The sequence below is a fragment of the Natronorubrum amylolyticum genome (genome assembly GCF_052040145.1).
Lineage (GTDB): Archaea > Halobacteriota > Halobacteria > Halobacteriales > Natrialbaceae > Natronorubrum.
The window spans coordinates 269,777-292,997 of record NZ_JBPPFW010000001.1; the positions used below are offsets into that span (position 1 = coordinate 269,777).

Annotated in this window: 18 protein-coding genes; 8 read left to right on the forward strand and 10 right to left on the reverse strand. The window is 63.2% G+C overall.

Features of this window, described 5'->3' with window-relative positions; translation table 11 throughout:
• The first annotated feature begins 43 nt into the window (after positions 1-43).
• The 4 genes from ACSFDB_RS01370 to ACSFDB_RS01385 all read left to right on the forward strand — a co-directional run bounded on the left by ACSFDB_RS01370 (position 44) and on the right by ACSFDB_RS01385 (position 4,614).
• Positions 44-769 carry a protein sorting system archaetidylserine synthase gene (locus tag ACSFDB_RS01370; RefSeq protein WP_440769263.1) on the forward strand — a complete coding sequence of 242 codons (726 nt, stop codon included), beginning with the start codon at positions 44-46 and terminating at the stop codon, positions 767-769.
• 78 nt (positions 770-847) lie between these two features.
• Positions 848-2,209 (forward strand): HEAT repeat domain-containing protein, encoded by a 1,362-nt coding sequence (locus ACSFDB_RS01375; protein ID WP_440769264.1) that lies wholly within the window; start codon positions 848-850, stop codon positions 2,207-2,209.
• A 69-nt stretch (positions 2,210-2,278) separates the two neighbouring features.
• A complete protein-coding gene (locus ACSFDB_RS01380) occupies positions 2,279-4,078 on the forward strand; it encodes a phospholipase D-like domain-containing protein (RefSeq protein WP_440769265.1) in 1,800 nt (599 codons plus the stop codon).
• A 95-nt stretch (positions 4,079-4,173) separates the two neighbouring features.
• Positions 4,174-4,614, forward strand: a complete 441-nt coding sequence (locus tag ACSFDB_RS01385) for a DUF6653 family protein (protein WP_440769266.1) — start codon at positions 4,174-4,176, stop codon at positions 4,612-4,614.
• A gap of 50 nt (positions 4,615-4,664) precedes the next feature.
• Here ACSFDB_RS01385 and ACSFDB_RS01390 read toward each other — a convergent pair whose 3' ends face one another.
• From ACSFDB_RS01390 to ACSFDB_RS01420, 7 genes are all read right to left on the reverse strand, one after another.
• Positions 4,665-5,099 (reverse strand): metal-dependent transcriptional regulator, encoded by a 435-nt coding sequence (locus tag ACSFDB_RS01390; protein ID WP_090307398.1) that lies wholly within the window; start codon positions 5,097-5,099, stop codon positions 4,665-4,667.
• Positions 5,100-5,163: 64 nt separating this feature from the next.
• The gene (locus tag ACSFDB_RS01395) at positions 5,164-5,658 is read right to left on the reverse strand and encodes a ferritin-like domain-containing protein (protein WP_440769267.1); all 495 of its coding nucleotides are present in this window, start codon (positions 5,656-5,658) and stop codon (positions 5,164-5,166) included.
• Between the two features lie 294 nt (positions 5,659-5,952).
• Positions 5,953-7,041 carry a hypothetical protein gene (locus tag ACSFDB_RS01400; protein WP_440769268.1) on the reverse strand — a complete coding sequence of 363 codons (1,089 nt, stop codon included), beginning with the start codon at positions 7,039-7,041 and terminating at the stop codon, positions 5,953-5,955.
• A 153-nt stretch (positions 7,042-7,194) separates the two neighbouring features.
• Positions 7,195-8,415 carry a Fe-S cluster assembly protein SufD gene (sufD, locus tag ACSFDB_RS01405; protein WP_440769269.1) on the reverse strand — a complete coding sequence of 407 codons (1,221 nt, stop codon included), beginning with the start codon at positions 8,413-8,415 and terminating at the stop codon, positions 7,195-7,197.
• 1 nt (position 8,416) lies between these two features.
• The gene (gene sufB / locus ACSFDB_RS01410) at positions 8,417-9,847 is read right to left on the reverse strand and encodes a Fe-S cluster assembly protein SufB (RefSeq protein ID WP_440769270.1); all 1,431 of its coding nucleotides are present in this window, start codon (positions 9,845-9,847) and stop codon (positions 8,417-8,419) included.
• Positions 9,848-9,907: 60 nt separating this feature from the next.
• Complete coding sequence (locus ACSFDB_RS01415; protein ID WP_440769271.1) at positions 9,908-10,816, reverse strand: ABC transporter ATP-binding protein; 909 nt, start codon at positions 10,814-10,816, stop codon at positions 9,908-9,910.
• 231 nt (positions 10,817-11,047) lie between these two features.
• A complete protein-coding gene (locus ACSFDB_RS01420; RefSeq protein ID WP_440769272.1) occupies positions 11,048-15,013 on the reverse strand; it encodes a DNA polymerase domain-containing protein in 3,966 nt (1,321 codons plus the stop codon).
• A 142-nt stretch (positions 15,014-15,155) separates the two neighbouring features.
• Between ACSFDB_RS01420 and ACSFDB_RS01425 the strand changes: the two genes are divergently transcribed.
• From ACSFDB_RS01425 to ACSFDB_RS01435, 3 genes are all read left to right on the forward strand, one after another.
• Entirely contained in the window at positions 15,156-15,338 is a 183-nt protein-coding gene (locus ACSFDB_RS01425) for a DUF7331 family protein (RefSeq protein WP_090307426.1), read from the forward strand.
• 86 nt (positions 15,339-15,424) lie between these two features.
• Positions 15,425-15,967 (forward strand): DUF7322 domain-containing protein, encoded by a 543-nt coding sequence (locus tag ACSFDB_RS01430; protein WP_440769273.1) that lies wholly within the window; start codon positions 15,425-15,427, stop codon positions 15,965-15,967.
• 68 nt (positions 15,968-16,035) lie between these two features.
• Positions 16,036-16,533 (forward strand): DUF7346 family protein, encoded by a 498-nt coding sequence (locus ACSFDB_RS01435; RefSeq protein ID WP_440769274.1) that lies wholly within the window; start codon positions 16,036-16,038, stop codon positions 16,531-16,533.
• A gap of 56 nt (positions 16,534-16,589) precedes the next feature.
• On the opposite strand, the gene rad50 is transcribed toward ACSFDB_RS01435, so the two are convergent.
• The 3 genes from rad50 to ACSFDB_RS01450 form a co-directional block, all read right to left on the reverse strand.
• Positions 16,590-19,283, reverse strand: coding sequence for a DNA double-strand break repair ATPase Rad50 (rad50, locus tag ACSFDB_RS01440; RefSeq protein WP_440769275.1), 2,694 nt, complete (start codon positions 19,281-19,283; stop codon positions 16,590-16,592).
• Positions 19,280-20,782: a DNA double-strand break repair protein Mre11 gene (gene mre11 / locus ACSFDB_RS01445; RefSeq protein ID WP_440769276.1), complete on the reverse strand. Its 1,503-nt coding sequence runs from the start codon at positions 20,780-20,782 to the stop codon at positions 19,280-19,282. The genes rad50 and mre11 overlap by 4 nt, the downstream gene beginning before the upstream one ends.
• A 670-nt stretch (positions 20,783-21,452) precedes the next feature.
• On the reverse strand, positions 21,453-21,722 hold the full coding sequence (locus ACSFDB_RS01450; protein ID WP_090307445.1) for a MarR family transcriptional regulator: 270 nt from the start codon (positions 21,720-21,722) through the stop codon (positions 21,453-21,455).
• Between the two features lie 124 nt (positions 21,723-21,846).
• Between ACSFDB_RS01450 and pan1 the strand changes: the two genes are divergently transcribed.
• Positions 21,847-23,064 (forward strand): proteasome-activating nucleotidase Pan1, encoded by a 1,218-nt coding sequence (gene pan1, locus ACSFDB_RS01455; RefSeq protein ID WP_090307446.1) that lies wholly within the window; start codon positions 21,847-21,849, stop codon positions 23,062-23,064.
• The last annotated feature ends 157 nt before the right edge of the window (positions 23,065-23,221 follow it).

Sequence of the window (23,221 nt, forward strand, 5' to 3'; positions counted from 1 at the left end):
GAAACGAAAACACGTAAGGTGGCTGCCCATCGATTCGGCGAGTATGCTTCCCCGGTTCGTCGGACGGCTCGGCGTCGCCGACGCGGTAACGATCGCCAACGCCGCCCTGGGGTTCGTCGCCATCGTCATCGCGTTCGTCGACATCGCACTCGCCGCCCGACTCATTCTGCTCGCAGCGATCGCGGACGGACTGGACGGCATCCTCGCGCGTCGCTACGGCGGCACCGACGCCGGCCCCTATCTGGACTCGTTAGCCGACGTCGCATCCTTCGCCGTCGCCCCCGCCGTCCTCGCGTTCGTCGTCGTCACCGACGGCCTCGAGATCGGCTTCGACGCGGTTACGGGCGAACTGCTTCTCGTCACGGCGATCTGTGCGCTGTTCGTCGCGGCAGCCGTCACCCGACTCGGGATGTACACGGCCTACGACATCTCCGGTAGCTACACCGAAGGCGTCCAGACGACGCTTGCGGCAACGGTTCTCGGCGCCGCCATCCTCGCCGGCGAGAGCGAGCCGTGGCTCGTCCTCGCAGTCACGGGCGCGTTCTGTTACCTGATGGTCTCTCGGATCCAGTACCCCGATCTGCTCGCCCGCGACGCCGCCATTATGGGCGTCGTCCACGTGCTCGCCATCCTCGTCCCCGACGTCGCCGGCCGAACGTTCCCCTACGCCCTGTTGACACTCGGCATCGCCTACATGCTGCTCAGCCCGTGGTTCTACTGGGGCGACCGGGAACGCCGCGCGGAGCCCGAACTGCATGGAAACGCTTAGGGCCCTCGTGGGACGACTGTAACGCATGTACACTGCCGCGCGTCGGCGTTATCTCCCGGTCCAACTCCAGGTGGTACCATGAGCGATGACGAGGCAGCCGAGAACGGAGCGGGCGCCGAGGAGGAATCGGTCGACGAGGAGCCGGAACCGATCGATCTCGAGGCCATCCGCGAAGCCCTCGTAGCCTTCGAGGACGACGTCGAATCGCTCGAGGGAGACCTCGAGGCCGCAGAGACGGAGGACGACCTCGACGTCGTCGAGGCCGATCTCGAGTCGTTCCGAAGCGAGCTCGAGGAGATCGAGATTCCGGACCCACCCGAAACCGAAGACGACGAGGATGAGGACGAAGACGAGGAAGAAGAGATCACGCCCGAAGAGGAACTCCAGGAGCGCTACGACGAGATCGAGGACGACCTTTCGGACCTCGAAGACGACCTCGAGGACCAGCGCGGTCCCTACGGCGAGGACGTCGTCGGCGAGATCGACGGCGCCAGCGGGACGATCACGGGCACCCGCTGGACGGAGGAGGGCAACGCCGAACTGATCGAGGCCGTCGACGACTTCCTCGACGACCTCAACGACCTGCTCGGCACCTCGGTCACGCTGGTCAATCAGGGCGAGACCGTCCCCGAACAGCTCGACGCGACGCTCGACAAAGCCGCAGCGGCCGTCGAGCAGGCCGCCCTCGACGCGGACGACGACGCCGAGACGATCGCGGGTCTGCTCGAGGCGACCGGCGACCTCGAGGAAGACGTCGACGACGCGACCGAGTGGACCGACCTCGAGATCCGCGAACAACTGCGACGGGAGGGGTTCTACGACGTGCTCGACCACGTCAAGGACTTCCCGCCGGAGTGGCACGCGATCAAAGTGCACGAGAAACAGGGCAACGTGGACATGATCCTGCTAGCCCTGGAGACCTTCGACTCGGACTTCATGGAGGAACACTGCATGGAGGCCCTCGAACGAATGGGGCCCGAGGAGGCCATCGACCCCATGCTCCAGAAGGCCAATCGCCGAGACACCGCAGCGATGCGGATCCTCGGGACCATCGGCGTCGCCAGCGACGACGTGGTCGAAACCTTGCTCGACTACGTCGACTCCAACCCGAACCTCCAGAAGCCCTCGTTCAGGGCGCTGGGCGAACTCGGCGCCGAGGAGGCGGTACAGCCGATCGCCAACCAGCTCGTCGAGGAGAATCCCGACGTTCGGAGCTGGGCCGCACGCGCCCTCGGCCTGATCGGCGACACGCGGGCCATCGACCCCCTCGCCGACGTCCTCGCGGATGACGAGGAAGACCGCGTCCGCGCCAGCGCCGCGTGGGCACTGAATCAGATCGGCACCGCCGAGGCACTCGAGATCGTCGCCGACTACGGCGACGATCGGGCCTATCTCGTCCAGGCCGAAGCCGAGAGGGCGAGCCTCGAGCCGGCGACCTGAGCAGTCACGGCCGACACCACCCGTTTTTCGTCCGACAGTTTATATACGAACGGGCGGCCAGATCGCCCGATGGATCGTCGTCGAGCGATGGTCGTCGCCCTCGTCGGAGTCGCTCTCGTTCTAGGGGGATTGAGTGGCGGGTTTTCGACGTCCGACGCGTCGACGACCGACGGCTCGGCGACGAACGGTGGCGATTTCGCCCCATCCTGCCCCGCTGGCGTCGTGGGTTCGACCGGCTCGACTGACTCGAACGTCACCGCTGCCGAGCCCGACGCCACCGACGGCAGCACGCCCCGAATCGTCGAACTCTATCCGAACCCGACGACCTACGGGAACGTCGGTGAGTACCTGGTCCTCGAGACGCCGCCCGACACCCGACTCGAGAACTTGACGCTCACCGACGGGCACACAACTGCCAAACTCCCGAACGAGACCGTCTCGGGACGCGTTGCGGTGAGCCTCGACCCGGAGGTCACCGCCGAGTTGACCGACACCGACGATCCGGTACTCGAACTCGAGGGCCACCTTCGACTCGCCGCGGCCGGCGACGACCTCGAACTGCGAAACGGCTCGACGACGGTCGATTCGGTCTCCTACGACCGAGCGCCGACGGCCGAGCGCTGGTACCGAAGCGAGGACGAATCGGAGACGGAGCGGGCGACCGCGTCACACCCCGCTGACGGCGACTGGCACCCGCGAGGCGCCACCTGCCTGCCGGTATCGAGTGCCGACATCGACGAGGCAACGGCGTTCGTCCTCCCCGACGAGACGGACCTCCCGCTCGAGACGATCCGCGAAGCTGACGACCGACTACTGCTCGCCGGCTACACCCTCACCTCGCAGAGTATCGCCGACGAACTCGTCGACGCGGCCGCTCGCGGGGTCGACGTCGCGGTCCTCCTCGAGTCCGGACCCGTCGGCGGAACGCCGGAAGCCACCGAACCCGCCCTCGAGACGCTCGAGGATGGTGACGTCGACGTTCGTGCGATCGGTGGGGAGGGCTCACGGTACCGGTACCACCATCCGAAGTACGCCGTCGCCGACGACCAGGTACTGGTCACCACCGAGAACTGGAAGCCGTCGGGGATCGGGGGTGACTCGAGTCGCGGCTGGGGCGTCCGCCTCGCGGACGACTCGCTCGCGGCCGACCTCGCGGCGGTGTTCCGGGCCGATCACGAGGGGTGGGACACCGTCTCCGGTAGCGAGTTCCGGGCGAACGCCTCGTTCGTCGACGACGAGAGCCGCGGGACGCCCTCGCACACGTTTCCGAGCGAGCACCAACCGGAGACGGTCCCGATCGATGGCGCCGAACTGCTCGTCGCACCGGACAACGCGGAGGGGCGACTGCTCGAGTTGCTGGGCGAGGCCGACGACGAGATCCTCGTCAAACAGGCCGCCGTCGCCGACGACGTTTCCATCCTCGAGGAAACGCTCGAGGCGGCCCGTAGCGGCGTCGACGTCGAGATCCTGCTCGACTCGAGCTGGTATCACGAAGACGAGAACGAGGCATTGGCACGGGAGTTGGAGGCGACGGCCACGGAGGAGTCGCTGTCGCTCGAGGTTCGGCTGCTCGAGGAGACGGATCGGTTCGAGAAGATCCACGCCAAAGGCGTCGTGATCGACCGAGAGATCGCCGTCGTCGGGAGCGCGAACTGGAACGAGAACGCCTTCGAGAACAACCGGGAGGTCCTGCTCGCGCTGCACGGCGAGGAGATCGCGAGGTACTATGCGGACGTGTTCGCGGACGACTGGGAGGGAGACGGCGGTCTCTGGGCGCTGCCGTTCGGACTCAGCGTGACTGTCGTCGTGGCGCTCGCGCTCGCGGCGCTGGTCGGACATCGATACGTTCGGTTCGGGAAACCGGAGTAAATCGGTGAGAGTCGCGCTCGCCGCGCGTTCGTCCGAACTGAGCTCCCGTTCGTGACAAAGAGGTTATCCGTTAGTACGACGGTTGTACTACCGGTATGAACAACCGATTCGGATCGCAAGACAGCATCACGAATCGCCTCTTCTGGTCGGGGCACGCCAACCCGGGGAGCGTCTGGACGTTCGTCGGTGCGTACCTGCTGCTCGTGCTGTCTCTCTATCGTCGAAACCGGCCGCTACTGGTTGGAACGCTCCTGTTCGTCGCGGTGAATCCGCTCGTATTTCCGTCACCGGAAACCGACGACGCGTGGGCGACTCGCGTCGTACTCGGCGAGCAAGTATGGCTCGAGCGAGGGCTTCGTCCGTCGAGCCACCTCCGGTTTACGCTCGTCTGCGTGCCGGTGTTCCTGTTCACGCTTCGATCGGCCGCAAAACGCTACCCTCTTAGGACGGGACTCGGGGCGATAGCTTCGGTCGTGCTTATGCTCCTCTTTTTCGATCGAATGGCCCGACTGTACGAAGCGACACTGCCGGAATAAGACGTCCACGACCGGTCATTCACAGCGTCGTTCGAGGGAAACGACGTGATTTAGTCCGCACAGCCGTCGGGACCGACCTCGAGGTGCTCACAGAAATCCCGCTCGGGATCGAAGCAGTCCGGACACTCGCTGGGTCGGTCGATAATGGTATCCAGGCGCTCGGCGACGGTGTCGTCGATGACGCTCTCTAAGGCGCGGGCCTCGTCGCGAAACTCCTCGACCTCGAGGACGTTTGCGAGGAATCGCTCGATGATACAGTAGGTCTGGAGCGAGTCGTGGGCGCGTTCGATACCCTCGCTGGTCAGGCTCGCTCCCTTGTACTTCTCGTGTTCGACGAGCCCTCGTTCCTCGAGCTTACCGATCATCTCGTTGACGCTGGCCGGACTGATTTCGAGCATGTCCGCCAGCGTGCCGGTCGATGCGGGGCCGTCCTCGATCCGTTGGGCGAGATAGATCGCCTTGAGGTATTGGTCTGCCGTGTTCATCGGATTCCTCCGTCAGTGCTGTCCGCGTGGTCGGTGACGCTCGCGGCGGGCCGGAGCGTCCCGATCATGCTCTGTGCTCCATAATCTCGGCCACTTCTTCGACTCCCTCCTTTTCCTCCTCCCGGATCTCGTACAGCGTCTCGAGCAGTCGGTCGCGATCGATGGCGAACTCGGCGTCGGAGGCTTCGACCGCGTCGATCAGATCGTCGTAGAACTTGTAGGCCGTCTCCTCGTTTGCGAGCTGATCGTAGAGCACCCCGTCGGTGTCCTCCGGCGGCCCGTACTGGGCGTCGACTAATGCATTTATTTCCTCGTACGCCACGGTTTCGGCCTCGAGATCGTCGATTAACGCCTCGAGCCGCTCGCGATGGTCGGCCGACTCCTCGGCGGCTTCCTCGAGCAACTCGCGGATCTCCTCGTCGATCGCCGTCCGTTCGGCTGGCGGGAGCGAGTCGAGGTGGTGGGCGGCGCGCGACTCGACGACCTCCTCTAAGACGACCCCGATCTGTAGTAATCGGGTGAGCTGGTGGTCGCTCGAGACACGCTGTCCCAGACTCATATCACGTTGTCCGGGCCGCTGATACTTAACCGTCCCTACTCGTGGGCTGTTCGCTCGCCGGTGAAGTACGGACGCTGTCGACGACCCTCGGTCTCGACGCTCGAGTCGATGCTACCGCCTCGAGAGCGAGCCACGCACGACGAGAGGCTTTTTGTCACTACTGGAGCACCGTCGGCACGAAATGATCGGTAACGTCGTCGGACTCGCCCTTCTCGTCGCGTTCGGATACACGATCGTTCGGTGGTATTGGAACGGCGACGATCACCTCAACAGCGAGTGGTTCGGCTAGCCGGTTCAGCCGCGATACCGCCAGACACGCGTCCCCTCGCCGCCCTCGACCGCCTCGACCTGTTTGAGCCCCTCCTTGATACACTCCCACCAGCTATCGGCCGTCTCGTAGCCGGCCGGACACTCCGCGTAGAGCGCGTCGACGAAATCCGAGCGCCGCGCTCGGTTCTCGTCCCGCAGATAGGCGAGTGCACGACCGACGGCGTGGCGTCGTTTCTCGAGGATCTCCGCCGAGCGGCCCGGAATCGACAGCGCGTCGAGGTCGGCAATATCTTCACCCGGGCGAACGCCCGCGCCGGCCAATCGGGTCGAGGAGGTGTACTCGAGGCCGGTCTGGACGTCCCGATTCAGCCGCTTTCGCGTGGTCGCGACCGCGCGCCGGGAGAGTTCGTCGAGCCGTTCGGATTCGACGTTACCGAGCATTCCGGCGTCCTCGTGGACCGGGTCCTCCGGAATCCGTGCGATTCGCTCGGGCGACAACCCGCCGGATTTCTCGGTCGTTGACGCGGTCGTCGGCTCCGACTCCGCGTTCGAACCCGAACTCGAGGCTCCATGGTCCGTCGACCGAGGCTGCTGAGCCTCTCGTTCGGGACTCGAGTGGTCGTCGTCCGAACGGACCGTCGAGTCGGGACCTTGCCGAACCGTGCGCGGCGAGCCGCGAACCTCGATCGGCGACTCGCCCTCCGGTGCGTCGCGACGAGGGTGCCGGCCGCGTGTTTTCGCTCTGTCGGCGGTGTCGTCGGTTACGTCGCCATCGTGAGCCGATTCGCCTCCGGTCCTGCTCGATGTGTCGTTCGTTTCCGCCGCGTTATCTACCGGCGCCGAGTCGTCGATCGATTGGGTGCCATCCCCGTCGCGGTCGACGCGAGCGGCGATCGTCGCGACTCGCTCCTCGAGTCTCGCCAGTCGTTGGCCGTGATCGGCCAGCAATCGATCCTGCGTGGTATCGAGATCGTATCCGTCGGCGTCGATCGAGCCGCGGTGTTCGATGATCCACCGGACGTACGCTTGCCGACTCTCGAAGCCGAACAGTTCCCGTTCGGCCTCGAGGGCGGCGACAGTGTCGTCCTCGAGTTCGACGGAGAGGGCCTGCATCGAGCGGGTGTTTTTCGTTCGAGTATAAAAAGGATCGTCAGACGTGGTGACGGCCTCGCGGCTGTATTCAACGGGGACAGTACCGACTCGAGTGGTGACTCACGGTCGAGTACCTGGTGGCGAAACCGAAACGAAAACCAAAATCGAACGTCGCTAGTCGCGCTGACGTAGTCGCGCGCCGATCAGTTCCACCAGATCGTCGCGCAGTTCGTCGACGTCGACTTCCTCGAGGACGGGAACGAAGAACCCTTCCACGAGCATGTTGCGTGCGGCACGCGGGTCGACACCGCGGGAGGTCATGTAGAACAGGTCCTCCGCGTCGATCTGGCCGACCGTCGCCGAGTGGCTGGCCTCGGTGTCGTGGTTGTTGATGATCAGCTTCGGGGAGGCGTCGGCCTCGCTCTCGTCGGAGAGCATCAGCGTGTTCTCGCGCTGGTAGGAGCTGGTGTCCCAGGCGTCGCGGCCGACGTCCTGGACGCCCTCGTAGACCGAGCGGGCGACGTCGTCGGTGACGCCACGAGTGACGAGGTCGGCCGTCGTGTGCTCGGCGCGGTGCCAGACTTTGACGTCGAGGTCGAAGTGCTGGTCGTTGTGTCCGTAGAAGGCACCGACGATCTGCGTCTCCGAGGAATCGCCCTCGAGCAGCGTCGAGACCTCCGTCTTGGTCAGCTGCGTCCCGATGTTGCCCTCGATCCAATCGATCGTGGCGTAGGTATCGGTGACGCCGCGTTTGAGCGTGAAGTTGTAGGCCTCCTCCGAGAGGTTCTGGAGGCTGCCGTACTGGACGTAGCTGTTCTCGCCGGCGGCGACCTCGACGATGCCGCTGTAGTACTGCTCCTCGGCCTCCTCGCCGGTGGACTGGCGCTCGAGGATCGTGACCGAGGACGACTCCTCGGTGACGACGAGCGTGTAGTTGAACAGCGAGCGGGAGTTCTGCTCGGTCCGGATGGTGACATCCTCGGCGTCGACGCCCTCGGGGACGTAGACGACCGTTCCAGTGCTAAACAGCGCCGTCGAGAGCGCCGTTAGGTAGTTCTCCTGGGGATCGACGATGGAGCCGAAGTGCTCTTTCAGGAGATCGTCGTGTTCCTGCACCGCGTCGGCCCACGAGAGCACGTCGACCTCGTCGGGGCCGACCTGATCCTTGTTCTCGGCCGCGTTCAGCGGGTCCACGAGCGACTCGAAGTCGAGTTCGTGGAGGTTCGTCCAGTCCCGACCCGGCGTCCGGATGACGTCGGGCATGTCGAGGGCCTCGAGGGCCTCAAGGGCGTCGAGACGGGTCTCTGTGAGCCAGTCGGGCTCGTTGAGCCCGTCGCTGATCTCGCGTACCTGTTCCTCCGTCAGATTAGCGTGTACCTGCGTTCCTGCGCTCATATTATCCGAGGCTCCCCTCCATCTCGAGTTCGATGAGACGGTTGAGTTCGACCGCGTACTCGATCGGCAGTTCCTCCGTGATCGGCTCGATGAAGCCGGCGACGATCATCTTCTTGGCGTCGTCGTCGTCCAGTCCGCGGGACTGGAGGTAGAAGATGTCCTCGTCGCCGATCTTGCCGACGGTCGCCTCGTGAGCGACATCGACCTTCGACTCCTCGATCTCCATGTACGGCATGGTGTCCGAGGTCGACTCGTTGTCGAACATCAGCGCGTCACACTCGACGGCGGTGCTCGAGTTCTCGGCGCCGTCGGCGATGTGGACGAGTCCACGGTAGTTGGTGCGGCCGCCGTCCTTGGAGATCGATTTCGACTCGATGGTCGAACTGGTGTCTGGCGCGTTGTGGTAGACCTTCGCGCCGGTGTCGATGTCCTGGCCCTCGCCCGCGAAGGCGATGGTGATGTGGGTGTCCGTCGAGCCGCGACCCTTGAGGATCGTACACGGGTAGAGCATGGTCGCTTTCGATCCCATGCTGCCCGAGACCCACTCCATCGTGCCGTTTTCCTCACAGATGGCGCGTTTGGTGTTCAGGTTGAACGTGTTCTTCGACCAGTTCTGGACGGTCGAGTACTGAACGTGAGCGTCTTCGCCGACGAAGACCTCGACGCCGCCGGAGTGGAGATTGTGGGTGCCGTACTTCGGTGCGGAACAGCCCTCGATGTAGTGGACCTCGGAGCCTTCCTCGGCGATGATGAGCGTGTGCTCGAACTGGCCCATCCCTTCCGAGTTCATCCGGAAGTAGGCCTGAACCGGCATCTCGACCGTCACGTCCTCGGGGACGTAGACGAAGGAGCCGCCGGACCAGACGGCGCCGTGGAGCGCCGCGAACTTGTTGTCGCTCGGCGGGACGCAGGTCGTCATGAAGTGCTCTTTGACGAGCTCTGGGTGGTCCTTGACGGCCTTGTCCATGTTGCAGAAGATGACGCCCTTCTCCTCCCACTGCTCCTGCATGTTCTGGTAGACGACCTCGGACTCGTACTGCGCGCCGACGCCGGAGAGGGCGTTCTTCTCGGCTTCCGGGATGCCAAGCTTGTCGAACGTGTCCTTGATCTCCTCGGGCAGCTCCGTCCAGTCGTCGACGCCTTCGCGCTTGTCGACGTCCGGGCGGATGTACGGAACGATCTCTTCGATATCGAGTTCGGAGAGATCCGGCATGCCGGGCCAGTCGGTCGGCATCGGCATGTTCTGGTACTGCTTGAGCGCGCGCAGGCGTCGCTCGAGCATCCAGTCGGGCTCGTCCTTGTCCTCGGAGATCATGCGGATGACCTCTTCGGTTAGGCCTTTGCCGGATCTAACTGCGGAGTTCTCCTCTTTTTTGAACTCGAACCGGGCTTCAGTGTCTGTCTCTTTTAGGTGGTCTTGATCGGAACTCATGATGTGTTGTGTTTATGGTTACGGCTGTAGCGTTATTACCGTTGTTCTAGCCGAATTCGGTTACGCCGTGCCGTAGACCTCGTCGCGGACCCAGTCGTACCCCTTGTCCTCGAGCTGCTCGGCGAGCTCCGGACCGCCGCTTTTGGCGATCTGGCCGTCGAGCATCACGTGGACGTGATCTGGTTCGACGTAGTCGAGGATGCGCTGGTAGTGGGTAATCTGGAGGACGCCGGTGCCCTCCTCGTCGCGCAGCGCGTTGATACCGTTCGAAACGTCCTGCAGGCGGTCGATGTCGAGCCCGGAGTCGATCTCGTCGAGGACGGCGATCGACGGCTCGAGGATGGCTGCCTGCAGGACCTCGTTCTGTTTCTTCTCTCCGCCGGAGAAGCCGGCGTTGAGGTAGCGCTGGGCGAACTTCTCGTCCATGTCCAGTGCTTCCATCTTCTCCTGGAGGATCTGCTGGAACTCGGCGACGCCGACGTCACCTTCGTCGACGTTGCCCTCCATCGGCGAGGTCTCGAAGCCTGCCTCCTCCTCTTCTTCTTCCTCGGCGTCATCGTCCTCGAAGAGCTCTTCTCGCTCTTCGATTTTCGCGTTGAGCGCCGTGCGAAGGAAGTTCGTCATCGTGACGCCGTCGATCTCGGCCGGATACTGGAAGCCGAGGAAGACGCCGAGCGCGGCCCGCTCGTTTGGCTCGAGGTCGAGCAGGTTCCAGGTTCGCTGGTCCTCGTCGATCTCGATCTCGTCGCCGAACTCGCCCTCCTCGAGATGGAGGAGGACCTCGCCTTCGGTGACCTCGTACTCCGGGTGGCCGGCGATGACCTTGGCGGTCGTCGACTTCCCGGAGCCGTTCGGCCCCATTAGGGCGTGAATCTCGCCCGACTTGACCTCGAGGTCGACGCCCTCGAGAATCTTCTCGTCGCCCTCAGCCACTTCCGCGTGCAGGTTGCGTAGTTCGAGACGTGCCATAGTACTCTGTCGTCTGAAGGGTGGGTCGTCTGACTGATAACGGTTTCGTATCCAATTGGATACGATCTCTCATCGCCAAAATAATTTTCTGAAAGGGAAACAACGGCGGGATCGATCCGAAGGAGCCGCAAGCGGAGAAGAGGGCGCTCTCGGGGCAGCCCAGGCTGTGTTTCGAGTCACGTACGCCTTCACCGACCGAACTCCTTAGACGATCTTAAACCGATTTAGATACTACATGAAGCTGTCTAGCCCTTTCTGCTCTTGGCCCGATTTTACTTCGTTCCACGAGACGCCCAGCGCCTCGAGGATGCGCTCGATCGGGCCCTGTAACGTCTTCTCGAGCATCTTGTCGTAGTCGACCTCGAACTCGTCGGGGATCTGATCGTCGTACTCGAAGCAGATCACGTCGGGGTCGCGCTTGAACGCGCCGTAGAGGGGGTCCGTCTGGGGGTTGAACCCTTCCTCGCTCTCCATGCGTCGGAAGAAGGCGGGGTCGACTCGGTCGAGGTAGAGCCGCTTGGGTTTGCTGCCGCGCTGGAAGTTGGTTCCCAACAGGAGGTTCGCGTACTTCGCGCCTCGAACCTGTGCCGTGTCGGTGTCGTAATTATCTAACCGCTTGCCGATGCCGCCGGGGATGGCGATCTCCTCGAGTGAGATATTCCCCGTCTGTACGTCTTCGATGATGCCGTTGACGTACTCCTTCGTGCCCTCGATGTCGCCGTCTCTGACGATCATCTCGATAACCTTGTGCTGAACTTCCTTCGTGATCGGTGCGATGTCCGAGCGCTGGTACTCGAAGCCAACGATGTCGATGGTGTCGACGTCTTTCCCCTCCTTCCAGGTGATGTGGCCCGCGTAGCGTTTCTTCTTGCCCGCCTGGAAAAAGCGCCGGTAGAGTTTTTCGAACTCGATCTGGAAGCGGTGGAATTCGGCATTGAGTTCGTCGCGCGCGAAGTCGTCGTACCGATCGTTGATGTACTCCTCGATCTCGAAGGACTGCTCGAGGGCGTCTTCTTTCGGGATATCAGGTCCGAGTTCGAGCATGACGCTGTCGGTGTCACCGTAGGCAACCGTATAATCAATCTCGTTTGCGGCGGTTTCCGTGAATTCGATTACTTCTCGGCCAGTTGCAGTAATCGCAGACGCTGCCTCTTTGTCGTAGAGTCGGAACTGCTCCCAGCCCGAGACGCCGTACAATGACTGGCCGACGAACTGGAACTTTCCGTTTCGTCCTGCAAGCAGCGTGTGATTGTCTTCGACGGTGACACAGTAGACGCCATCGTCGGCAGTACTTCGAGACGAACTCCGATGCATCCGAAGCGTGTTCTTCGACTCTTCAGTGACATAAATTCGCCACGAGCCGCTATCTCGGTTATAGTTCGCCGTGAGACCGAGATGTGCACAGAGACGGAGGACATCGTCTCGAAGCCGGTCGCTCGAGGTGGAGTAGCGCCACGAGTTTACCTGCCGATCGCCGTCTCCGTCGATGAGAACCTCGAGGAATCGTCGCTTCTGCCGGCGGCTACAGTCGAAGACGAAATCAGGGATTCGTTTCTCGAAGCTATCGTCGCCACAGATCGACGTTAGAAACTCCCCAAGCAACTTCGACGTGACAGTATAGGACCGATCGTCGACGTAGTAATCGAATCCCATACCGTCGAGCAGTTCACCGATCGTCGCGTGGTGATCGACGCCGCCGTCAGCGATCGGCAGTTTATCCTGGGCTAGTTTCACCGTTGTCGCTGATCCACGGAAGTTCTCGCCGAACTGCTTGTTTTCGGACGTGTAGACGTTCCCTTCAGTCACGAACCACGCGAGCACGTCGAGGAAGTCGTCCCCGTCGTAGGTCCGGGGGATCCATTTTCGGCCGGATTCGCGGTGGATGAAGCTCAGTTCGCAGACGTCCTCGATGTACTCGCGGTGTTCGTCGAACTCCTCGGCGGTGAAGACGTAGCCAACTTTGCCGACATCCGCCTTCGGGACTCGACGTGGTGTCCACCCTAACTCTGCGGTGAACGTCCGGCCGTGAACGGACGGTCGAACCCAAACTTCGTATTCGCCGTCAATCAGTTCCGTTAGGTCGACGCTCTGCAGTTCGTCACCGTCTGGCCCCTCCCAGTCGTGAGGGAGTTCGTAGTTCGTCGCTCGGTCGAGGTTTCCAGCCTCGACGAATCCGTATTCGTCTTCGGTAATGCCGTTCGTCTCGTTCTTCCGGACGAGCATCCGGTGATTCGGGGTGACGCTGAAATCGATCTTGTCCGTCTCGATGTCAATCAGCTCGTCGTCGTAGTCGGGATAGGCATGTGTCTCAACGACGGGTTTAACCTCCATTTCCTCCGTTTCCGGGTCGAGCGAGTATACATCGTCACCGATCTCGAGGTCCGTGATATCCCGGACGCCGTCGGGCGTCAGCACCTCCGTATCCGGCGTAAAGCAGTTCATGATGACCTTCACCGCGCCCTGCTGGCGGTCGTACTGCTCGTACTCGAGGCTCCCGGGTTCGTACTCGTTTCGCAGGGATTTCTTCTCCTCGCGCTCGGCGAGCAGTTCCGTGATCATCTCGCGCATGACGCCGTCGGGCTCCTTCCGGAAGTGAATCGGCTCCGGTTTGGTTGGCGCGACGTAGGTCTCCCCGTCGTAGGTCTCGGGATCGACCTTGGTCTCCGGCGACGCGTTCACCGTCGTCATGCACATCGGGTACAGCGACTTCAGGTCGAGCACGGTCACGTTCTCCTTGACGCCCGTGATCGGATCGAAGACGGCCCCGCCCTCGTACTCCTCGCCGGCCTCCTGCTGGCCCTTCGAGGGCAGCGAGAAGCGGCCGTGGGCCTCGTGGAGGACGTACATGTCCACCGCGTCGCCCGGCGTGGGGGCGTCCTCTAACTTACAGCCGACGAACGAGCGCACCTCGTCCCAGAAGGTGATGATCTCCTGTTGCCGGTCGAGTTCCACACAGAGTTCGACGTCACGGAGGTTGTACTCGAGCAGTTTCGTGGGATCGACCTCCCAGAGGTCGCCGATGTCGCCGGTATATCGCTCCTTTCCGACCCCTAACTCGGACTCGCCGACCGCATCCAGGCGGTAGGAATCGAGTTCGGAAAAGACCATCCGCTGGTAGCCGTAGAGCAGGTCGAAGACGACGCGACCCTTGATATCGGGACCGCCCCAGTTGCTGCGCCAGACTTCGTCGACTCGCGAGAGTCGGTCGATCGAGAGGTCGTAGTCGTGGTGGGAGCCGGCGAGTTCCTCGAGTCGGTCGAGGAAGTACGGCGCGTCGAAGTCCTCGAAGTTCCAGCCCGTGAGGACGTCGGGATCCGTTTCTCGGATGTAGTCGACGAACGCCTCGAGCATCGCTTCCTCCTCCTCGAATGCCCGCACTTCGTGGTCGATCTCGCCCTCGATCGGTTCGTACTCCTCGATTTCGGTCGGGATTTCGCCGTCGCCGACGGGAGCCTCGTAGAGCCACATGATGTACTCGTCGCGGTAGGAGTCGTGGCTGGTGAGACAGACGATCGGTTCCTCGCCGTCTTCGGGAAAGCCCGCGCGGTCGTTGACCTCGATGTCGAAGGTGTTGACGCGCGGGTCGGCGTCGACGTCGACCGCCTCGAGTTCGTCGTGGGGGACGATCAGCGAGTCGTCGTCGGCGCGCCGTTCCGGCACCCGAACGCCGCTGCGAATGTCCTTGTCGATCAGGAGCCGATTCGGAAAGAGGATGTCGGCCTCGAAGTGCTGAAACTCGTCGCGGACCTGCCCGACGTCGCGGGGCGTCTGGCCGAAGATTTTCGTCAGCTTCTCGCCGCGGATACTCTCGTAGGGCTCGCCGTTCTCGCCGACCTCGCGACTGCCGGTCAGCCGGTCGTACTGCTCCTCGGGCGGTCGCTCGAGGCTGTCCGTCGGTGCGTAGAAGTACGGCCGGAAGCCGACGACCTGGACGTGCTCGAGTTCGCCGTCGGCCGTTCGGCCGAAGACGTGCACGATCGGTCGCTCCTCGTCGCCGTAGCCGGCGATTGTGTAGTCGACCTGCATAACGGCGAGTTCGAGTTCGCCGTCGGCTTCGGGAACCGCCTCCTCGACGACGTCGATCACGTCGGCAGCGCTCGAGCCGCCGTTGCCGGCGATGGCTTTCGCTTCCTCCGCCGGTCGCTCGGCGGACTCGTCGGAGAATGCCTCGAGTCCAGTTTGGCCCGCCTCAGTCATGGTATCGGGGTTGGAAGCGGTCGAATAAAAACCCCCATACTTCGGTTGGTCGTCACGCTCGCCACGATCCGGTGGGTTCCCTCCGAGTTTTGCAGGGGCAACAAGACATATAATGTGGTAACACATACCATAGCATCAGGTGATGGAAGTGTCCACCGAAGTGAACGACGATACGACGGATCGAAGCGAGCCGCGTAGTGAACCCGAGGGCACCGCGACAGTCGAGTCCTACGAGACGGAGGACGGTGTCGTCTTCTACGACGCCGAGAACCCGCTCGCGTGGGTGGAGACCTCCCAGACGCTCACGCTTACCGAACTCGCCTGATCGATCTATCGACTGTACTGAACGCCGCCGAACGCGAACCGCCCCGAACGCGAACGTTTTTTGGCTTACTCGCCGACGATTCGACTGTGGGACTCGACCGGAGCGAACACGAACCCGACGAGTACGACCCCGAGGAGGAGTTCAGGGACCCGGAGAGCGACTCCCTGACGATTCCACAGGTCCCGACCGAGAACGCGGGGTCGGATTTACGATCCGATCTGAAATCGGAGTTCGAGGAGGACGCGATCCCGGACCCCGAGTTTTCGCCTGCGGAAACCGACGTCGACGGAGAGACGCTCAAGAACTTCTGGGCGCTTGTACTCGTCATCAACGCTGCCGTACTGGCGTACGCGCTCGGAGTGCTATTTCTGGTCTTCGAAGGGGCTACCACGTACGCCAGTTACCTGTTCGCCGCCGGACTCGTCCTCACCGGGTTCGGTATTCAGCGATATCGAACCTTTCGGCGCGACGTCGAGTCCGACTCGAGCACAACCGATCCAGCGGGCGACTCGGCCGAGGAATCGTCGAGGGACGACAGGACCGACGAGACGACGGCGAACAGTAGCGGAACGGACCCTACTGCGGCTTCCGACGATGATCAGACGGACGGCGACGGAGACCGGAAATAGTTGATCGCAGGCGAAACTACTTCAGGAGGAGTCACCCAACAACAGTCATCGGCCGATCACGACCGATCATGAAAACCGTCCAAGACGACACCGGCAAACGATATCTGCTTCTCAAACGGTCCGACCACGCGAGCCTCGTCCGCGACCCACAGAACGGCAACGAGTGTTACGTCCAGAACGACCGCCTCGAGGATCTCGAGAGCGAATCCGCACTCGAGACGGCCACAGGTTGCGTGAGCGATCCCGTCAAGACGCTCCTGACGAACGTCCATGACGAGGCGACGCTCGGACTGCTCGTCGAACTCGAGGAGCGCGGTCCGCTCGGCGTCCGCACCCTCCTCGACGCCTACGACTTCTGCGAGAGCGACCTCCACGGCCGGCTCACCGTGCTGACGGCGGCCGGGCTGCTCGAGGAGACCGAGGTCGCCGGCGAGCGCGGCTATCGGCTCACGGAGACGTGTCGTCGCGCACTCGAGGTGATCCGCGTCGACGAGGGCGACGAACAGACCGCCACAGCGGAGACGTCCGACGTCTCGGAGAGTGAACTGAACGAAAGCCAATCCTGACGCGTCCTACCACCCACGCCTCGCTTAGCGAAGACCAACTCTCGAGCAGCTCACTCTCAGTCGGAGGCGAGCAGTTCGATCTCCGGCGGCTCCCCGTGCTCGAGGCGCGAGCGGTTTGACGTCGCATCTTTCTCGACGCTGACCAGCGAATCGGCCGCGCCGACGAGCTCCTCGTCGTGGCTGACGACCACGATCTGTTCGACGCCCAAGTCGCGCATGGATTCGACCAGCGAGACGAGTTGCGTGACGTGGCCCGAGTCGAGGAAGACCGTCGGCTCGTCCAGAATCAACGGCGGCATCGGCGCCGCGCCCTCGACACCCTCGGCGAGTAACCGATAGATCGCACAGCGCAGGCTGAGGTTGAATAGCGCGCGTTCGCCGCCCGATAGCTGTTCGGGCTCGAGCGCTTCGCCGTCTTTCTGGTAGACGGTCAGCCGGTACTCGCCGTCCAGATCGATCGCCGCGTAGGAGTCGTTCTGGTAGACCAGATCGAACGTCTCGTTGAGCAACCGCTCGAGGGTCTCGACGTTGCGCTGGCGCAGCTCCGACCGCAGGTCGGCGTAGGTCGCCTGCAGCGTCTCGGCCTCGTCGTACAGCGACTCGAGGCGCTCGCAGCGCTCCTCGAGTCCAGCCAGTTCCTCGCGTCGTTCCTCGAGTTCCTCGAGTTCGCGTTCGACGGCCCCGATGGCGTTCTGGAGGTTCGTCCGCTTTTCCGCCAGTTCCTCGAGTTTCGCGTCGACCTTCTCGATGTAGTTCTCAGCGTTCTGCTTATCTTCGCGGGCGGTCGCGACCCGGTCCTCGTCGAACTCGGACTCGAGGTCGCGCTTGCGCTCGCGTTTGCTCGAGAGCGTCTCGCGGCGCTCGTCGTTCATCGTCTGCCAGTCCTGACGCCGTTCGCGGCGGTTCTCGACATCGGTCGCGAACTCTGCGCGCTCGGCGTCGATCTCGGCGACGCGGCGCAGCGACTCGAGGCTCCCCTTGATCTCGCCGCGCTCGGTGTTGATCGCACCGAGTTCGGATCGAACGTCGTCGACCTCGCTCTCGAGTTCGTCTGCTTTCGCGCGGTTCTCCTCCGCGTCGTCCTCGTAGCCCTCGGCATCCTCGCGCAGTCGATCGCGCTGCTCGCGTCGGTCCGCGAGGGTCTCGCGCTTTTCGGCGACCAGCGTCTCGATGTTGTCGCGGTTCTCCTCGAGACGGTCGACCTGCCGTTCGGCCTCGCGAAGTTCCTCGGTGCGCTCGATCCGCTCGTCGAGGTCGTCGCGGTCGTCTTCGAGATCGGCGAGTCGCCCCTCGAGATCGGCGAGCTCCTCCCGCTTCTCGTCGAGCACGTCGACGTGCGGCGAGTCCTCGACTGGCTGACCACACTCGGGACACTTGCCCTCCTCGAGCAGCCGTTCGCCCTCCTCGATCGCGTTCTCGACGGTTCGGATGTCTGCCGTGACGTCGCCGATTTCGTTCGTCAGTTCTTGGCGGTCGGTCTCGAGAGAGTCGATCCGGTCGGCCGCGTCGCCGAACTCGATCGGTGCGCTGTCGAACTGTTCGCGCGCGCTCTCGATCTGTTCCTCGAGGTCGTCCAGATCCGCTTCGCGGTCCTCGATCGCTTCCTCGTCGCTCTCGAGCGTCGCTTCCAGTTCGTCGGCCTCCTCGCGTGCGGCTTCGGCTTGTGACTCGAGGTCCGCTGCCTCCTCTCGAAGCCGTTCGATCTCCCCGTTGGTCTCCGTGATCGAAACCCGAACGTCCTCGAGGTCGTCCCGGAGTTCCTCGTCGCGAGCCTCGAGATCCGCGATGCGCCCGTCGACCGCGTCCGCTCGGTCGCCGCCCTCGGACGCGGTGTCGAGGTCGACGTCGGCGAGTAGGTCCTCGCGCTCCGCTGCGAGTTCCTCGCGTCGCTCCTCGAGGTCCCGAATCTCCGCTTTCGCCTCTTCGCGCTCGCGTTCGGTCTCCTCGATCTTCGATCGGAGGTCGTCGATATCGGTCTCGAGCGTCTCGATCTCCTCGCGCGTCTCCTCGTGGCGCTCGAGGACGTCCTCGGCGGTCTCGAGCGTTTTTCGGGCCTGCTCGCGCTGGTCTTCGAAGCGGTCGATCTCTTCGGCGACGTCGGCCTGATTGGACTCGAGGTTATTGAGACGCTCGTGGAGGTCTTTTCCTTCCAGCTGCTCGATCTGTTTCTCCTTGTCCTCGAGAACGCCCCGTTGCACGTCGAGCACCGTCTTGACGCCCAGCCGGGCGTCGCTGGCCCGTTCGCGGTAGTCCTCGAGCGCCCCCAGTTGGAGGAGGTCGTCGATCATGTCCTGGCGGTCGCTCGGCGAGGCGTGGATGAGTTTGTTGACCTCCCCCTGGCGGACGTACGCGCAGTTGACGAACGCCTCGGCGTCCATCCGCAGGAGTTCGGTGATCTCCCGGCGAACGTCGCGTGCGCCTTCGATCGTTTCGTCGGGCATCTCGAGGACGCATTTCGTCGTCGTCGCGCGGTCACCTCTGAGCTTGAGGTGGCGCTCGATGTGGTACTCGCGGCCGTCGTGGGTGAAGTGGAGTTCCACTTCGGCTTCCTCCTCGCCGGTCGTGATCACGTCGTCGAGCGTTCGGTCGTCCAGCGCCTTCGACCCGTAGAGGGCGAAGAAGACGGCCTCGAGCAGCGTCGACTTGCCGCTGCCGTTGACGCCGTGGACGACGGTGACGCCGTGCTCGAGACCGAGATCGGCCTCGCCGTAACACTTGAAGTTCAGCAGGCGGACGCGATCGACTTTCACGCGAAATCACCCAGCGAGGCGTCGGCATCGGCTGGACTATCGGTCTCGGAGTCGGCGTCCGACTCCGGGTTCTCCGCGGACGGTTCGTCGGTGTCTGTCTTCGGGTTCTCCGCGGATGGTTCGTCGGTATCCGTCTCCAAGCCGTTCGACGGCGGTTCGTGTTCGGAATTCGCCTCGGTCGTGTCCGCAGTCGGCTCGCCGCCGTCGGTGTCGGCGGTCGCCGCGTCGATCACTGCTTCGACCGCGCTCTCCTCGAGGTCATCGCTCTCCTCGACGGTATCGATCTCGGTCGCGGCCGGTTCTTCGGCCTCCGGACCGCCCTCGAGTTGGTCCGCGACCGTCGTCACGTCCGCGTCGTCGGGACTGCGTTCGGGTGCGGGGTCGAACGCCGAGGTGTCGTCCTCGAGCAAATCCCGAACGCGTCGTTCGACGGTCTCGCGGACGTTCGCGTCCACGAGGTCGTCGTCGCGGACCGTCTGGTCGATGTTTCGGGCCGCATCGCTCAGGCCGAGTTCGCGGACGCGTTCGCGAACTGCGGCGTCGGGGTCGGCGAAACTCACCGAGACCTCCTCGTCCTCATCGGGCAGTTCCCGGCGGTCGTTTACGCGAGCGACGAGCGCGCCGCGGTCGATGGCGCCCCCTTCGATCGTCGCCGGCGTGATCGGTTTTCCGTCGCCCTCGACCGTGACGACGACCACCGCGTCCTCAAGGTCGTACTCTCGAACCCGTTCCTGGATTCGGTCGACGCCCTCGCCGGCCTCGAGGTCGACGTCGACGAAGACGAACTCGCGGGTGTCGGTGAGGCCGCGGCGACTGATCCCGACGGCGTCGTCCTCGAAATCGACGAGGTTGTAGCCTCGGTTCTCGCGCTCGCTAGCGCTCGCGCGTTCCGTCGAACCGCAGTAGGTGACCCAGGTATCGAGTACTTCTGCTGTGTCCGGCTTGTGGTTGTCCCCGAGGAGGACAGCGTCGAAGTCGACCGTCGATTCCTCGAGTAATCGGTCGGTGTCCCAGTCGGCGTGAGCAAACGGTTCGAACAGGCCGTGGCTCACGAGGGTCGCGTGTTCGGCCTCGTCGGGGACGGGGGCAAAATCGTACTCGAGGTCGTCGCGTCTCGAGCGCGGGACGAAATCCAGGCCGTAGACGGCCACGTCGTCGATCAGCTCGGGTTCGGCTCCGAGTCGCGTCGCCAGTCCGAGATCGGCGAAGAGATCGAGCCACTGGGCGTCGCGTTTGGACTCGTGGTTGCCGACGACGGCGAGAAAGGGGATGTCGGCGTCGGCGAGCGTGCGGAGGATTTCGACGGTGCCCTGGAGGTCGATCAGTCCCGGTCGCCGGTCGTGAAAGAGGTCGCCGGCGTGGATCACCGCGTCGACGTCGTCCGCGACCGCATCGTCGACGACGGAGCGGAAGGCCTCGAGAAAGTCCTGTCGTCGCTCGGGCGCGTTGTACTGCTGGTAGCCGATGTGGGTGTCGCCCGTGTGGATAACCCGCGTCATTGTCGCCTCGTTGGCAGGCCCGCCCTAAAGGGGTTCCGCGACCGAAGTGAAAGTGAAACGAAGTTTGTGTAGCGAGGAGAGTATCGCGGCAGCGAGAAAAGAGCTCCATAACAGTCGGTTGGCATTACTTCGTGCAGTGGCGCGCGCCGAGTCGCGGCGAGTGGTAACGAGGCGCGACTCGACACTGTGCGAGGACGCCGTGAACGAAGTGAACGACGGCTTGAAAGACGCAAAGCGTCTTCCTGTGGATAAGCGAGCGACCAAAGGGAGCGAGTGAATCGGTTGGGGAGGACGTGGCAATCCTCGTTGCCAGTGTAAGAGCAGTATATGTCCCGTTTCCATACGTAATCGAGAACACGGAAAAACACAGATGAGCGTCCTGCTACCGTGGACACTATGATTTCCACGTCCTCCCCAACCGATTCGCTCAGTCGCGGTGCTCCTTCACTCATCCCTCGCACGGTGGTATCGTCCGCCCTCACTACCGTTCGGACGGACGACAGCGCGCGCCACCGCCTGACGCTAACTCGGCACTGCTACCCTCACCGTCTAAAAGCGGGTGTCGATAGACGGTAGCGACGACCGATAGTGGCGACCGCTCAGAGCGACGAACGGGAGAAAACGGTGGAGAAGATCGAATTGCTGGAGCGGCGGTCGTCCGAGTATCCGGTCAGGCTTCGATATCGAGACTGTACAGCCGTTTGCGCGCGTCCGAAAACGAAAAGCGCGAGTCGATCACGTGCTCGTCGTCGAGGCGGTTCAGCGCGTAGCGCACCGTCCGCGAGGGCAGCAGGGTCTCATCGGCAATCTGCTGTTGGGTCATCGTTTCGTTGTACTCGAGCACCTTCGCGACGAGTTTGGCGCTCGGTGGAAGCTCTTTGACGTCGTCCCACGTTCCCCGCGTTTCGGTCTCGTGTCGCAGCGACTCTGAAGCACTCATCAGTACACCGTAGCCGATACAGCGTGATAATATTTTCTGTTTCGAAAAATGCTCTCTAGTAATACGTCTGACGGGGGTGCACCGACCCGAAGTCTCTTATGAACCAACACCCAAAGGACGGGTGATGAGCGACACCGTGGACGACGTCGACCTCCCATACGACGAGGACGAGGCGTCCCAACAGGAGAAGATCCAGGCACTCGAGGACCGACTCGAGATCCTCGAGGCGCAAAACGAGGAGATGCGGGACAAGCTCCTCGACGCCAACGCCGAGAACAACAAGTACCAGCAGAAACTCGAGCGGCTGACCCACGAGAACAAGAAGCTCAAGCAGTCCCCGCTGTTCGTCGCCACCGTCCAGGAGATCACGGACGAAGGCGTCATCATCAAACAGCACGGGAACAACCAGGAGGCCCTCACCGAGGTCACCGACGAGATGCGCGACGACATCGACCCCGACGCCCGCGTCGCGGTCAACAACTCCCTTTCTATCGTCAAGACGCTCTCCAACGAAACTGACGTGCGCGCTCGCGTGATGGAAGTCACCGAGAGCCCCGAAGTCAGCTACGAGGACATCGGCGGCCTCGAAGAACAGATGCAGGAAGTTCGCGAGACCGTCGAGATGCCACTCGAGAAGCCCGACGCGTTCAAAGACGTCGGCATCGATCCGCCGAGCGGCGTCCTGCTCTACGGCCCGCCGGGGACCGGCAAGACGATGCTCGCCAAAGCGGTCGCCAACCAGACCGACGCCACCTTCATCAAGATGGCCGGCTCGGAGCTGGTCCACAAGTTCATCGGCGAGGGTGCCAAACTCGTCCGCGACCTGTTCAAGGTCGCCCGCGAGCACGAACCCGCCGTCATTTTCATCGACGAGATCGACGCCATCGCGGCCAAGCGAACCGAATCGAAGACCTCCGGCGACGCCGAGGTCCAGCGGACGATGATGCAACTGCTCTCCGAGATGGACGGCTTCGAGGACCGCGGCGAGATCCGCATTATCGCCGCCACGAACCGGTTCGACATGCTCGACCGCGCCATCCTCCGGCCCGGCCGATTCGACCGCCTCATCGAGGTGCCAAAGCCGAACGAGGAGGGTCGCGAGATCATCTTCCAGATCCACACCCGCGGCATGAACGTCGCCGACGATGTCGACTTCGCCGAGTTAGCCCTCGAAGCCGAGGAGGCCTCCGGAGCCGACGTCAAGGCCATCTGTACGGAAGCCGGGATGTTCGCCATCCGCGACGACCGGACCGAGATCCGTATGGAAGACTTCCGCAACGCCTGGGACAAGGTCCAGGCGGACTCCGAGACCAACGACGAAGTCTCGAAGACCTTCGCCTGAACGAGCCGGTTTCTCCTCCTGTTTCGCACAGCAGATCGCACCAGCGTCGGCTCAGCATCAGCCCAGCGTCAGCGCTCGACGCTCGAGACTGCGACAAAAATACCGGAAGTGCCAACTCAGCCTGTCGACGCTGTCGGATCAGGCCGGCGAGACGTAC

Excerpts from the sequence above, each read along its gene's own strand:
- ACSFDB_RS01400 (WP_440769268.1), bottom strand. The coding sequence starts at position 7,041 with ATGCAGGCCCTCTCCGTCGAACTCGAGGACGACACTGTCGCCGCCCTC.
- ACSFDB_RS01380 (WP_440769265.1), top strand. The coding sequence starts at position 2,279 with ATGGATCGTCGTCGAGCGATGGTCGTCGCCCTCGTCGGAGTCGCTCTC.
- sufD (WP_440769269.1), bottom strand. The coding sequence starts at position 8,415 with ATGAGCGCAGGAACGCAGGTACACGCTAATCTGACGGAGGAACAGGTA.
- ACSFDB_RS01425 (WP_090307426.1), top strand. The coding sequence starts at position 15,156 with ATGGAAGTGTCCACCGAAGTGAACGACGATACGACGGATCGAAGCGAG.
- ACSFDB_RS01450 (WP_090307445.1), bottom strand. The coding sequence starts at position 21,722 with ATGAGTGCTTCAGAGTCGCTGCGACACGAGACCGAAACGCGGGGAACG.
- mre11 (WP_440769276.1), bottom strand. The coding sequence starts at position 20,782 with ATGACGCGGGTTATCCACACGGGCGACACCCACATCGGCTACCAGCAG.
- ACSFDB_RS01385 (WP_440769266.1), top strand. The coding sequence starts at position 4,174 with ATGAACAACCGATTCGGATCGCAAGACAGCATCACGAATCGCCTCTTC.
- sufB (WP_440769270.1), bottom strand. The coding sequence starts at position 9,847 with ATGAGTTCCGATCAAGACCACCTAAAAGAGACAGACACTGAAGCCCGG.
- ACSFDB_RS01370 (WP_440769263.1), top strand. The coding sequence starts at position 44 with ATGCTTCCCCGGTTCGTCGGACGGCTCGGCGTCGCCGACGCGGTAACG.
- pan1 (WP_090307446.1), top strand. The coding sequence starts at position 21,847 with ATGAGCGACACCGTGGACGACGTCGACCTCCCATACGACGAGGACGAG.
- ACSFDB_RS01395 (WP_440769267.1), bottom strand. The coding sequence starts at position 5,658 with ATGAGTCTGGGACAGCGTGTCTCGAGCGACCACCAGCTCACCCGATTA.
- ACSFDB_RS01435 (WP_440769274.1), top strand. The coding sequence starts at position 16,036 with ATGAAAACCGTCCAAGACGACACCGGCAAACGATATCTGCTTCTCAAA.
- ACSFDB_RS01415 (WP_440769271.1), bottom strand. The coding sequence starts at position 10,816 with ATGGCACGTCTCGAACTACGCAACCTGCACGCGGAAGTGGCTGAGGGC.
- ACSFDB_RS01390 (WP_090307398.1), bottom strand. The coding sequence starts at position 5,099 with ATGAACACGGCAGACCAATACCTCAAGGCGATCTATCTCGCCCAACGG.
- ACSFDB_RS01420 (WP_440769272.1), bottom strand. The coding sequence starts at position 15,013 with ATGACTGAGGCGGGCCAAACTGGACTCGAGGCATTCTCCGACGAGTCC.
- ACSFDB_RS01375 (WP_440769264.1), top strand. The coding sequence starts at position 848 with ATGAGCGATGACGAGGCAGCCGAGAACGGAGCGGGCGCCGAGGAGGAA.